This window comes from Pseudomonas sp. SWRI99, assembly GCF_014270125.1.
In the GTDB taxonomy this organism is placed as follows: Bacteria; Pseudomonadota; Gammaproteobacteria; order Pseudomonadales; family Pseudomonadaceae; genus Aquipseudomonas; species Aquipseudomonas hamedanensis.
The window spans coordinates 101752-116009 of the sequence record NZ_JABWQR010000024.1 but is presented as its reverse complement, the minus strand read 5'-3'; the positions used below and the strand labels follow the sequence as shown (position 1 = coordinate 116009).

Annotated in this window: 3 protein-coding genes; all 3 read left to right on the top strand. The window is 63.1% G+C overall.

The genetic code is table 11. From position 1 onward, the window contains the following. Positions 1-189 (top strand): hypothetical protein (locus tag HU743_RS27235; protein ID WP_238351764.1); only part of this gene is annotated, 189 nt, incomplete at its 5' end. Positions 190-399: 210 nt separating this feature from the next. Next, complete coding sequence (locus HU743_RS19705) at positions 400-1503, top strand: substrate-binding domain-containing protein (protein WP_186650690.1); 1104 nt, start codon at positions 400-402, stop codon at positions 1501-1503. 252 nt (positions 1504-1755) lie between these two features. Then, positions 1756-14226 (top strand): filamentous haemagglutinin family protein, encoded by a 12471-nt coding sequence (locus HU743_RS19700; RefSeq protein WP_186650688.1) that lies wholly within the window; start codon positions 1756-1758, stop codon positions 14224-14226. Positions 14227-14258: the final 32 nt, after the last annotated feature.

Below are 14258 nucleotides of genomic sequence, written 5' to 3'. Positions count from 1 at the left end.
GGCTCACTCCTACAATTTGAAATGCATTCCCCTGTAGGAGTGAGCCTGCTCGCGAAGGCGCCAGTGCGGACAACACAAAACTCAAATATTTTTCACCAGCCTCAGCACCACCCGAGTCCCGATCCGGCCATCCTCGGGTTCTCCATTCTGTCATCTGCAACCACCCTTCACCGGCTCCAGCCCGATTGATCGAAATGCTTGACTCAGAGCGCCTGCCGATCACCGTAAACACCCGAGAAATCCGCACAAAAATCCCTCCTCAGCTCCCGAGGTTTTTTCCTTTATCTGTCACCGGAAGCTGCGAATTTCTCCCTGCGGCTCCACTTCGGTGGACCCTCCCAGTGTCATGCAAGCCTTCCGAAACCTGTGTTCCAAACCTCGTTGAAAAGGAGATTCTTCATGTTCAAGCGCACTCTGATCGCCGCCTCACTGACCGTCGCCGCTCTGGCTTCCGCCCAGGCCATGGCCGTAACCGGTGGTGGTGCTTCCCTGCCTGCCGCACTGTACAAAGGTTCTGCCAACAGCATCCTGCCTGCCAACTTCAGCTACGCCGTGACCGGTAGCGGCATCGGCAAAAGCGCGTTCCTGACCAACAACGCTGCCCAGTTCAGCACCACCGGTACTGTGCACTTCGCCGCCAGCGACTCGATCCTCAGCGCTACGGAACTCAGCACCTACAACACCAACTTCGGCGGTTCGTACGGCCCGTTGATCCAGCTGCCATCGGTGGCCACTTCGGTTGCCATTCCGTACAAAAAAGCCGGCAACACCACCCTCAACCTCACCAGCGCTCAGTTGTGCGACGCGTTGTCGGGCGCCAAGACCACCTGGGGCCAGTTGTTGGGTACCGCTGATACCACCGCCATTCGCGTGGTTTATCGCTCGACTTCGAGCGGCACCACCGAAATCCTCAGCCGTCACCTGAACTCGGTCTGCCCGACCAAATTCGCCGTTAACACCACCTTCACCAACGCTCGTCTGCCAGCAGGTTCGGCCCTGCCGTCGAACTGGGTAGGGGTGGCCAACACTGCTGACGTTGCTACGGCCGTGAACGCGGTTGACGGCTCGATCGGTTACGTCGGTCCAGACGGTGTCAACGCTGCGAGCAACGCTGTGGTTGCCCGCATCAACGGCGTTCAGCCAACCAGCGCCAACGTCAACACTGCTCTGGCTTCGGCTCCGTTGCCAACCAACGCGGCCAACCCGGCGCAGTGGTCCCCTGTGGTTGCCAATCCATCCAGCGGTTACGCCATGGCGGCTTACACCAACTTCATCTTCGGCCAGTGCTACAAGGATGCAGCCGTGGCCGCTGATGTCAAAGCGTTCCTGACCCAGCACTACAGCACTCCGGGCAACGCCGTAGCCACCGCTGCTCACGGTTTCATTCCGGTTCCGACCAACTGGAAAAACGCTGTGACCGCCAACTTCATCACCAACACCACGGGCAACAACCTGAACATCAACAACGCCAGCGTCTGCAACGCTGTGGGTCGTCCTCTGTAAACCCTGCTTCACTCGCAATGACTGCAGCAGCCTTCGGGCTGCTGCTTTTTTTTGGCTGGCCTTGGTTGATACCGGCAAACCGTGTGCGGTCTCTGACCCGGTCTTTATCGCCGGTTCTGGCCGATCTACTCCTCAATCATGAAGTTTGTGTGACATCCGTTCGGTCTCGCCCCTCGCCAACGGCCTATGTCCTGACAGCAGGTTTTTGCCGGCCTGCAGCTTTATGTGGCAATCAAAAAGGATCTCGTAGTGATGCTCGCTCGCCCATCCCGTCGCAGTACCCGTGCCCAGATTCTCAAGCGTGAGGCCGCCGAACCGGCCTTGTGGCTGCTCAAGCCGCTGGCGCACGCGGTGGCGCTCTGTCTGGTGGCGGGCAGTGCGCAGGCGCAAACGGCGTTCAGTTCCAACTGGTTCGCCGCCAAGGGCGCCGCACAACAAGCGGCGGCAGCGCGGCCGAGTATGGGAGGGCTGCCGGGGATGACGCCGCCGCTGGCGCAGCAGCAGAAAGCCAACCAGCAGTTGCAGCGTTCACTGCAGACGCTCAACAACACCGTGGTGGCGATCGCCGCGCAACAGGCGGCTCAGGCGGCCGGACGCGCGGTGGCGTTGGGCAGTGTGCAAACCGTGCCGGATGGCGTGGGTGAGGGCGGGTTGAAGGTCGACAACAGCCTCACCCAGGGTTGGCTGAACGCCAAGGGGCCGCAGCAGACTCAGGCTGATGGCAAGACCACGGTGAAGATCGAGCAGACCGCCGACAAGGCAATTCTCAACTGGGAAACCTTCAACGTCGGCCGCAACACCACGGTCGAATTCGCTCAGCAGTCCAACTGGGCGGTACTCAACCGGGTCAACGATCCGAACGCGCGCGCCAGTCAGATCCAGGGCCAGATCAAAGGCGACGGCACGGTGATGCTGATCAACCGCAACGGCATCGTGTTCAGCGGCAGCAGCCAGGTGAATGTGCGCAATCTGGTGGCCGCCGCGGCCAACATCACCGATATCCAGTTCCGCGACCGGGGCCTGTACTTCGACAGCAGCGCCACCCAGCCGACCTTCACTGACGCGGCCGGCAAGGTGCTGGTGGAACGTGGCGCCAGTATCCAGACCCGTTCACCCAAGGCATCGACGGACGCGGGTGGCTACGCCTTGCTGTTGGGCAACGAGGTGCAGAACGATGGCAACATCAGCACCCCCAAAGGCCAGGCGCTACTCGGTGCGGGCGATCGCTTTTACATTCGCAAGGGTTCAGGTACCGATGGCAACGCCGTATCCACGACCTTCGGCAACGAAGTTACACCGGGCTTCAAAGCCGGCGCCGTGGCCGGCAAGGTCAGCAACAACGGCCTGATCCAGGCCGCCACTGGCGACATCACCCTGACTGGCCATGAAGTGCTGCAAAACGGTGTATTGCTGTCGAGCACCTCGGTGGCCACGCGCGGCACTGTGCACTTGCTCAACCCGGCGAGCGACAGCGACGGCAGCGTCACGCTCGCTCAGGGCAGCGTCACCGCGATCATGCTCGACAGCAGCGACCTCACCGCGCTCGACAGTCAGCGTGACGCATCGCTACAGGCTGTCAGTGCCAACAACCGAATCCGGGGTGATCAGTCGCGCATCGAGATCGGCAGTGGCGGCAGCGTCGAATTTCAAAACGGTTCGATCACCCTCGCCACCGGTGGCCAGGTGGCGGTATCGGCGGGGCGTCGCAGCCTGGTCCGCGATGGCGCGTTGATCGATGTGGCTGGCGCTGTCGGGGTGAAAGTGGCGATGGAAGCCAACAACATCAAGATCAACGTGCAGGGCAACGAGCAGCGCGATGCACCGGTCAATCGCGAAGGCGGCGCGCTCAACAGTAACGATATCTGGGTCGATGTCCGCGAACTGGTGTACGTGCCGGCCGGCACCAACGGCTATGCCACCGACCGCTGGTACACCGCTGGCGGTTTGCTCGAAGTCGGCGGTTATCTGGGCACTCAGGGGCACACGATCGGCGAGTGGATGGCGCAGGGCGGCAGCGTGAATTTTTCCGGGAATGACGTGGTCACCGAGAAAGGTTCGCTGATCAATTTGTCGGGTGGCACCCTTGATGTGCAGAGCGGCGAGATCCGTCAGAGCTGGTTACGAGGGGCTGATGGACGTTTGTACGAAGTCTCGCGGGCGCCGGGGGATCTGCTCTATACCGGGTTGTACAAAGGCTATGAAGACAGCAGCGAGCGTTGGGGCCAGACGCAGATTTTCTATAATCCGCTGATTGCACCGACATCGCGCCAAGAGTCGGGCTACACCGTCGGCCGCGACGCAGGTCAATTGGTGATTGGTACCCGTAACGCGATGGTCGATGGGCAGATTCTCGGCGACGTGTTCCAGGGCGACCGCCAGACCCAAGCCCCCCGCGCGGTGCTTGATGGTTATGAGCAGAGTCAGACGGCGCGGGCGCGCCGGGCCCAGTTGATCGTGGGGCAATACGATCCGGCCTGGTCGGCGACTGCCGGTGGCCTGCAATACCAGCTCGATGCGCTATTGAACCAAGTGCAGATCGGCGCAAACCCTGCGGCGGTCACAACGCCCGGCCTGGCGGATGCCGTGGCGCAGGAACGGCTCGGTAAACTGTTTCTCGACAGCGACCTGCTCAACGGCTTTCAACTCGGCGCGTTGAAGGTTTCTGCCGCGAAAACCATCGTCATCGATCAGGCCGTGACAGTTGATGCGGGTGGCGACATCACCCTGTTCGGGCCGCAAGTGCAGGTCAATGCGAACCTCACGGCGCGCGGTGGCAGCCTGAATCTGGGTGATGTTTTGACGGGTAACCCCGGATTGACCACGCCAGCCGGGACGCCTGTCGGGGTCACGGTGGCCAGGGATGCGCAACTCGATGCTCGCGGTCTGTGGAGCAATCTGGGCACCGACCCGGACGACGTCAACAGTCTGGCCTACCTCAACGGCGGTGTAGTGTCGCTGCGCAGTACCGGCAAGGTCAGCCTGGGCAGTGGCAGTCTGCTTGACGTGTCGTCCGGCGGTGCGCTGTTGGCCAATGGCAAGACGCGCGGCGGCAAGGGTGGCGACGTCACCCTGGAGTCTACGCCGCTGACAAGCGCGACGCCGTCACAGGTGATCCTTGATGGCGACGTGCGTGGCTACGGTGTGACCGGGGGCGGCAGTCTGACGATTCAGTCCGGCAAGGTTGTGATCGGTGGATCCGGCGTGGCACTCGCCGACAACGCGCTGCATCTGGCCCCGAGTCTGTTCAGCACAGGTTTTGCCCGTTATAGCGTCACCGGCCTGAATGGGCTGGAAGTCGCTGAGGGCGCTCAGGTCGATGTGGTGATGCCGGTTTATCGTTTCCGCGATGTGGCGCCGAACCAGGCCAGCGGCGTCGATCCGCGTGCGGCCCTGGAATCGTGGACCCCGCCGCTGTTTCAGGAGAACCCGGCCAAAGGCGTTCTGACCCAGCGTGGCGGCGCCAGTCTGGCGCTCCAGGCCGGTTCCAGCGATCTGGCGCTGATTGACCCGGCGAGCAGTCCGCTGTCGATCGGCCACGGTGCACGGATCAGCGTCGACCCAGGGCAGCGCATTAATCTGCGCGGTGCCGGACAGATCACGGTCGACGGGCAATTGCAGGCCTGGGGCGGCACCCTCGATATTCGTCAGCAACAGTTTGGCTCGCTGGACGTCGCGACCAGGCTGCAGAACGCCGACCCGCAGGCCCACAACCGGTCGATCTGGATCGGCGAAGACGCGGTGCTGGATGTTGCCGGTCGCGCTTATACCGCCGTGGATGCGTTGGGTCGGGTGTACGGTCAGGTCGGCAAGGGCGGCAGCATTATTCTCGGTGGCGAGATCGATTCGAAGAAACTCACCGCGACGTCGGCCGACGCCTACGTGATCGTGCGCGACGGCGCGCGGCTGGATGCCTCCGGCACGCACGCAGTCCTGGACCTCGCCGGGCTCGGAATGACCGACGTCGCCACCGATGGCGGGCGCATTGCCTTGAGCTCGTACAACGGGGTGTTTCTCGACGGCCAATTGAAGGCTGCTGCGGGCGGCATCGGTGCCTCGGGTGGGCGTCTGGAGATTGTCCAGGACGCGCCGCTCTACCAGATGAATCTGGCGAGCAACGAAGTGCGTGCGCCGCGTGAAATGATCATCAGCCAACGCGCGGATGGATCGTTGCTGCCGGCCGATCTGCAAGCCGGTGAAGGTGCTGCGCAGCTGCGTTACGGTCAGACCCGGTTGAGTGCGGAGCGCTTGATGTCGGCTGGCTTCGATCACCTGAGCCTGATGAGTAACGGCTTGCTGACGTTCGCCGATGATGTCGATCTGCGCATGAATCAAAGCCTGAATGTGTACGCCGGCTCGATCTCGCTGGCGCAGACCGCCCGCGATACGACACGGGTCAATCTGGCCGCGTCGAACATGCGTTTGTCGGGGCTGGGTTTTTACTTGTCGTCGGATATCAGCATGCGCCCACGGGTGCTGGCCACCCCGACCACACAGGTATCGAACGCTCGATTCACCGCCACCGCTGATTTGCTCGATCTGAGCAACACCTTGTCGTTCGGCGCCGAAGGCACGCTTGCGCAGCTCGGTGCGCCGGCCCTTGCCGTCGTCCGTCGAGGTTTCGATCAGGTCACTCTCGAGAGTCGTGGCGACATGCGGTTTCTCGCACCGAACGACAACGAACGCAGCTCGCGCTTGTGGACAGCCGGTGACCTCAATTTGCGCGCGGCGCAGATTTATCCCGCTACCGGGGTGTCGGCCGATGTCCGGGCCGGTTATCAGGGCCCTGTCCCGATCGCCGAGGATGCCCGCACATTGCGCATCAGCGGCCATGGCGAAGCACCGCAGGCCTTGCCGTATTCCGCGTTCGGCAGCCTGTTGCTGGTGGCCGGGAATATCGAGCAGGGCGGCGTCATTCGCGCCCCGTTGGGGTTGATCCAGTTGGGGGAGAACTCGCTGGGCAAAACCCGTGAGCTGCATCTGTTGCCAGGGAGTGTCACCTCGGTCAGCGGCGCGGGTCTGGTCATGCCCTATGGCGGCACCACCGACGGCATCGACTATCGCTACAACGGCAAATCCGTGGCGTTGCACGGCATCGCCGGCGCTCTGGATGGCGTGATCCTCACCGGGCAGTACGTCGATGTACAAAACGATGCGTTGATTGATTTGTCGGGCGGCGGTGATCTGCGAGGCGCAGGTTTCATCTCCGGGCGCGGCGGTTCCACCGACGCCCGGTTCAATCCGCTGGTGCGTAACGCTGCCGATGGCACGTTCAGCTTTCCGGGGCTTGGCAGCAACCCGGTGTACGCCATTGTGCCGGGCAACCAAAGTGCTTTTGCTCCGGCACTTGCCGAGGCGGGTGCGAGCGATCCGCGTCTTGGCCAACAAATCACCGTCGGCGCCGGTGTTCCTGGCCTGGCCGCCGGAACCTACACCTTGCTGCCTTCAACCTTTGCCTTGCTGCCTGGCGCGTTCCGGGTCGAGGTCAATGGCCAGGCAACTCCAGGCATGACCACCGGTGCGCTGAAAATGCGCAACGGGTCCTGGTCCAGTGCGGGGGTGATGTCGATTGCCAACAGCGGTTTGCGCGACAGTCTGCCGAGCCAGGTGATCTTGACCTCGGCCGAGGTTCTGCGCCGCTACTCGCAGTACAACGAAACCAGCTTCACCCAGTTCGTTCAGAGCGATGCAGCCCGTCGGGGTGTGCCACGGGCCTTGGCGCCGATGGATGCGAAGTCGCTGATATTCAAACTGACTGCCGACGATCAATACGACATCGGCATGAATTTCCAGGGCAAGGCCATGTTTGCGCCCGGTGCAGGCGGCGTTGCCGGCACGGCGACCGTGTCAGCCACGCAACTGGAAGTGCTCGGTCAAGGAAAGTCCCACACCCCAGGCTTTGGCGGCGTTTCGGTGTACGCCGACAGCCTCAATCGCCTCGGTGCCGGTCGCCTGAGCCTCGGCGCGACGCCGACAGTCGAGTACGGCACGGCGGGTAACTTCATACGGTTTGACGGTAATGCGTCCGACATTGCTTTGCGTAACGGCGCGGTGTTGTCTGCGCCCGAGGTGCTGATACGCACGACCACCACCAGCGGCGGTATCACCGTCGAAGCGGGGGCGGGTATCAACACGCTTGGCCTGGGCAAAGCACCTTTCGACTCGAACGACGGTTTCATTTATCAGCCGGGCGCCGCCAGCCTGCTGGTCGTGTCCAACGGCTGGACCAATGTCCTTGCGCCGACCGTCGGGAACAGTGTTGATGGGGCCGGCAGTATCCGCATCGGCACGTGCGCAGCACAGCCGTGCACCCAGCCGTCTGTGCTGTATTCCAATGGCAGCATCAGCGCCGCCACCGATAACCGGTTCGAACTCAACGAGGCCGTACGATTTGGTACCCGTCACCTTGCTCTGGCGGTCGGTGCGATTAACGCCGGTAGCGCTGAAGCGATCGCGGCGGCGGGGAACGTTCCGAGTGGTTTGAACCTGAACCAGAACGTTCTGGACCGTCTGTTGCGCGGCGACACGCAGTTCGGTGCGCCGGCGTTGGAAACCCTGAGCCTGACCACCCGCGATGCGTTCAATTTCTACGGTAATGTCAGCCTCGATACGCTCGATCCACAGACCGGCGTCAGTCGCTTGCAGAATCTGGCTCTCTCTACGCCTGCCATTTATGGCATGGGCCAGGCCGGAGACGTGGCGACCATTCGCACCGCCAATCTGATCTGGAGCGGTGCGACCCAGGCGCCGGGTGCGGTGGCCAGCGGCGGGGCGGGAACGGGAAGCGGCACGCTGGACATTCAGGCGCAACGCATCGAGTTCGGTTATGGCCCGAATCCGCAGCCCAACGGCCTGGATCAGAACAACCGGTTGGCGTTGGGCTTTGCCACCGTCAATCTCACCGCCAGCGAGCGCATCACCGCCAACCACATGGGCAGCCTCGCGGTGTACCAGACGCAGGGGGCTTACGATCCTCTGACGGGTTATGCCTACAGCGGCGGCGACCTCAATCTGCGCACGCCGTTGCTCACCGGTGAAGCGGCGTCAGTCAATCTGCTCAAGGCGGGGGGCAACCTGACGGTGAGTGGCGGTGCGAATGCTGCGGTGGCCAATGCCTTGGGTGCGGAGTTGACGCTTGACGGGCGCAATGTGGTGCTCGACGGTCGCATTGCGCTGGCTAGCGGCAAACTGGTGGTCAAGGCGCAAAACGATCTGACCCTGACCGCCGCGGCACAGCTGGACCTGGCCGGGCGCACCTTGCCATTCAATGACATCAGCAAATACAGCTGGGGCGGCGATGTGGCGCTGTACAGCAGCGATGGCAATATCCGCCAGGCCGCCGGTTCGCGTATCGACCTGTCGGCGCACAACAATCAGGCCGGCCATCTCAGTGCGGTGGCGCTGGCAGCGGACGCGGGTGTGGTCGATTTGCAAGGCGAGATCCGTGGCGCCAGCAGCGGTTATTACGATGCCGGTGGCACGCTGGTGCCGTACAAGGCCGGTGGTGTGGACATTCGCGCACAACGACTGGGCGACAATTTGAGCCAGGACTTCGCTGCGTTGAACCAGCGCCTGAACGCCGGCCAGGTGTTCGGCAGCCGCAGCTTCCAGCTCAAGCAGGGCAGCCTGGTGATTGGCGAGGGTTTGAAGGCCGGTGAGGTCAACGTTTCCGTGGACAACGGCAGCTTGACTGTGACCGGGCTGATCGACGCCAGTGGCGAGCGGGTCGGCAGCATTCGTCTGGCCGCCAATAACGGTCTGACGCTGACCGGCAATGCCGTGCTCGATGCCCATGGTCGCGTGCTGCGGGTCGACAGCTACGGCAAGATCATCGATGCCCCCAACCGCGCCATGGTCGAGCTCGATTCCGGTGATGGCCCGCTGACGTTGGCTGCCGGCGCACGGATCGATTTGCGCCACGGCACCGACGCTCCGGTGGGCAGCGCGGCCGGTCAGAACGACGGTTTGCCGCTCGGTACGCTGGAGCTCAATGCCCCGCGTATCGGCGCAGGCGACATTGCCATCGATGCCGGTAGCGTGCTGAATATTCAGGGCGCGCGTTCCATCGGTCTGAATGCCATGCGGCGCTACACCGATGCTGCCGACGGCACCGATGCGGCAGTCAGCGGCCGCCCGTATCAGGTGATCGATCAGGCTTATCTTGACCGTATTCATGGCGACAGCACTGCATTCATCGATGCCGCGCTGGGCAACAGCCAATTGCTTCAGGGCAAACTGGCCGGGCTGAACAATGCCATCTACGCCGACGCTTTCCATGTGCGCCCTGGCGTAGAGATCGCCAGCAAAACCGTCGACGGCGATCTGGTGGTCCAAGGCGATCTGGATTTGTCCGGTTATCGCTATGCCAGCCTCAATCCACACACGCCAAAAACCGCTGTTTATGGTTCGGGAGAATCCGGCAGCCTGCTGATCCGCGCGGGTGGCAATCTGGATATTTACGGCAGCATCAACGATGGCTTCGCACCGCCACCGGAAACCGTGGACGACGCCGGGTGGAAACTGGTTCCGGGCATTCAGCCCTTCGGTGGCGACTTGATCGTTCCGGGCGCCGGGGTGACGCTGGCACCAGGCACTTTGTTTCCGGTCGGCACGACCCTCAATTACGACTTGCCGATACAGGGCGCGACGCTGGCCAGCGGCACGCTGCTGCCAACCCAAGGCATTCTCGCCGGGCCTTACACAATGACCGCCGGCACGGTGTTGGCGGGTGCGGTGCAGGATGCCGCTGGCAACCTGTTATACGCCGCCGGCACCGTGCTCAACGACACCGTGACCTTGCCGGCCGGCAGCCGTCTCGGGGCCGGAACCCGGTTGAACGCCGCCACAGACATGCAGGCGATGCTGTGGCCCAAAGGCGTGCCGTTGCCGGGCACGTTTGCCGATAACCAGATCGTCGGGGTGACATTAAGCACCGAACTGGCATTGTTGCGCGGCTCGCTGATTCCATCGATGACTGACGTCGTGCTGGCCGACGGCACGGCGTACATCGATTTACGTCCGTTGAACGGCACGCAACAGGGACGCAACTGGGCCTTGGCGAGCATGCTGCCGTCGGGCAGCACGTCGTGGTCGATGCGCGTGGTTGCCGGGGCAGATCTTGACGCTGCCGACAGCCGCACCGTGAAACCGCTGACCAGCGAAGGTCACTTGCGCCTGGCGGATACGCATTACGGCATGCTCGTCACCACGAAAGCGCTCGACACCACCTGGGCGGTCGACAATGCGTTGGGGTTCCCCGCCGGGGAGGTGGTCAAGGAAGACGAAATGTTCTGGTGCGATATGATCCCCGGCGTCTGCATCGCGCCTGCCAAGTTCCTCTGGGCGGATGGCAACGTGTTGGGCATGCCGACTGGCACCCCGGTTTCCGAAGGCGATTTGTTCTGGTGCGACATAGATCCCAATTGGTGCCTGCCCAATGTCGGCGGTACCACGGTGTCGACGCATACGCAGATGTTCAGCGTACTGCGCACCGGCACCGGTGACCTCGATGTGCTGGCGGCTGGCAACCTGAGTATGGAATCCCCCTTTGGTGTTTACACGGCGGGTACGCAGTCAGGCGATGTCGAGGCGGGTTACAACCAGCCACGTGGTCGCCTGTCGGACAACGGTTCAGTGCTTGGCAGCGCTGGCAGTGACAACGAGAAATGGGTTGATGGCGGCAGTGACAGCCTCTATCAAGCGTGGTACCCGCAACTGGGCGGCAATCTGACGATCGGGGCCGGCGGGTCGGTGTCGGGCGATGTCGTCGGGCAACGTACGGTGAGCAACAAAGTCGAAACCCGCGAGCAAGTAGCCAGCGTGGCCGTGGGCAATTGGTTGTGGCGTCAGGGCACGGGCAACGACGAGATACCGACCGCCTGGTGGATCAACTTCGGCAGCTACGCAACGCAGCCGTTATCAGGCGAGACTGGTACGGCGCCTTATCTTGTCGGTTTCACCGGGTTCGGTACCCTCGGCGGCGGCAACATCAGCCTGCGCGCGGGTGCCGACGGCGGCATGCTTGATCCGGTCGGCGATGGTCGCTCCAATCTTTATCCAAGGGGGCAGGGGCTGATCGTTGCGGTGGGCAGCACCGGACGAGTGGGGAGCGATGGCAGCCTGCAATTGACCGGTGGCGGCGACATCGATATGCGTTTGGGCGGTTCGCTCAACCCATCGCTACTGGCGCGGGCGCGGGAAACCGGAACGCAAGCGCCGCGCCACGATCTGCAAGGTGCGGTGATCAACCTGCGGGGGGCTGCGCAGGTCAGCGCGAGTGCGTTGGGCGGCGTCAATTTGCAATATGGCGCGTTTGCACAGGATCAGGATCCGAGCGAAGTCCGCGCCTACGACCCGTTCAGCTCAACCCTCAGCAGCGCCACCGGCGGGCTGGTGTTGATTCCCGGTGACTCGGGCATGCGCCTGAGTACGCGAGGCGATCTGGTGCTGGGCGGCGCCGCGGATCCGGGGCGTGTGCGCCTGCAAAACTCCACGGCATTTACCGACGGCAATGGCGTGGCCCATGCGGGCGGCGGTTTGACTGGCTTCTCGCTGTGGACCGAGCACACCGCGATCGATCTGTTCTCGGCGGGGGGCAACCTGACGCCGAGCACGCAGTTGGCCGAAAGCGATCTGCTGACCAATGCCAGCTATAACGTTTCACCCACCGACGGACGCTTTGTATATCCGTCGATCCTGCGTGCGGTGGCGGCCCAGGGCTCCATCTATGCCGGTCCTTCTGCGGCCTACAGTCCCGGCAATGCCCCACCTGCGTTGGGCTACTCGTTGTTGCTGGCGCCGTCCGGTTCGGGTCAGCTGGAAATGCTGGCAGGCGACTCGATCTATGCCGGTGGTTACGCGATCAATCAATCGGGCGCCAGTCCTTCGGCAATCACTACAGTGTTTGCGCCATCCTTTAACGGCTATGACAACAACAATGCGAGCCGGCCGGTCATGACCAATAACAGCCCGGACGGCGTCGCGACGAAAACCAATGCGTTGTACCCGTTGTTTGTGTTCGGGGCCAACAGTTATTCGGGGCTTGCTGGTGTGCGGGGACCGGCTCGGTTCTATGCGTTGACCGGGGACCTGGTGGGGGGGCGCAGCGGCGAAACGCTGACATTCAGCCGATTCGGCGTACCACAGCGCACCTGGTACGAAGCGGCCGGCCCGGTCTGGATGCTCGCCGGCCGCGATATCGTCGCATCCGGCACCTATCTGGGCCAGCCAACCAAAGCACCCACTGACGGGATGGGGCGTAGCGACGAAGACATCGTTTCCAGCGGCAACCTGTTCATTCATAACCGGCCAAACGATGTGTCGCGGGTTTCGGCGGGGCGCGACATTCTTTACAGCAGCTTCGATATCGGCGGCCCAGGCGTACTTGACGTCAGTGCAGGACGCAACATTCTGATGGAAGACCGTGCCAGTATCACCAGCATCGGGCCGGTGTTGGCAGGCGACCGCCGCCCTGGCGCGAGTGTGGTGTTGCAGGCCGGTGTCGGCGCGCAAGGGGCGGACTATTCGCGCTTCATTGCGCGTTATCTGAACCCGCAAAACGTAGCGGACTCAGCGGTGGCCCTCAGCGCGCAGCCGGGCAAAGTGGTGAAGACCTACGTCGAAGAATTGCACAGTTGGCTGAGCCTCGGTTATGGCTTCAAGGGCAGCGATGAACAGGCGCAAGCCTTCTACGCCACACTGCCGAGCACTGAACAAGCCATCTTCGCTCGCCAGGTGTATTTCGCCGAATTGCGTGCCGGTGGCCTGGAATACACCGATGCCAACGGCCCGCGCACAGGCAGTTATCTGCGCGGTCGCAACGCCATTGCGGCGCTGTTCCCGACCACGGATGTCGCGGGCAATCCGATCCGCTACGACGGCGATATCACGATGTACGGCGGCGCCGGGGTCAAGACGCTGTTTGGCGGCGACATCCAGATGCTCACGCCGGGCGGTGGTCAGGTGTTCGGCATCGAAGGCGCGGCGCCGCCGTCCACGGCGGGGATCATCACTCAGGGCTCGGGCGACATTCAGCTGTACTCGCAGGGCAGCATCCTGCTCGGCCAGAGCCGGATCATGACCACCTTCGGCGGCTCTATTCTCGGCTGGTCCGCCGAGGGCGACATCAACGCCGGTCGCGGCTCGAAAACCACCGTGGTCTACACCCCGCCGAAACGCGTCTATGACACGTGGGGCAACGTCACGCTGTCGCCATCGGTGCCGAGTACCGGCGCGGGGATCGCCACGCTCAACCCGATCGCCGAAGTGGCACCGGGCAACATCGACCTGATCGCGCCACTGGGCACCATTGATGCGGGCGAGGCGGGGATTCGCGTGTCAGGCAACGTCAACATCGCCGCGCTGACGGTGGTCAACGCCGCGAACATCTCGGTGCAGGGCAAGGCGACCGGCGTGCCGGTGGTGTCGGCGGTGAATACCGGCGCAATCACCTCGGCCAGCTCGGCGGCTTCCTCGGCCACCCAAGCGGCAGAAGACGTCGCTCGTCAGCAACAAGCGGCGGCGCGGCAGAATCAGGCTTCGGTGTTTACCGTGCAGGTGCTTAGCTTCGGCAACGAGCAACTGTCGCCGTCGCGCGATGGCGCCAGTCGCACGCCGGCGACGGGCTACAACCCGGACAGCCCGGTGCAGGTACTGGGCGCCGGGGCGCTGGATGAACAGGCGAAACAGCAGCTGACCGAGGAGGAGCGTGGGCAGCTGACGTTGTAAAGGACTCTCGTGCAGTACGTTTGGGCGGCCGG

Excerpts from the sequence above, each read along its gene's own strand:
- HU743_RS19705 (WP_186650690.1), top strand. The coding sequence starts at position 400 with ATGTTCAAGCGCACTCTGATCGCCGCCTCACTGACCGTCGCCGCTCTG.
- HU743_RS19700 (WP_186650688.1), top strand. The coding sequence starts at position 1,756 with ATGCTCGCTCGCCCATCCCGTCGCAGTACCCGTGCCCAGATTCTCAAG.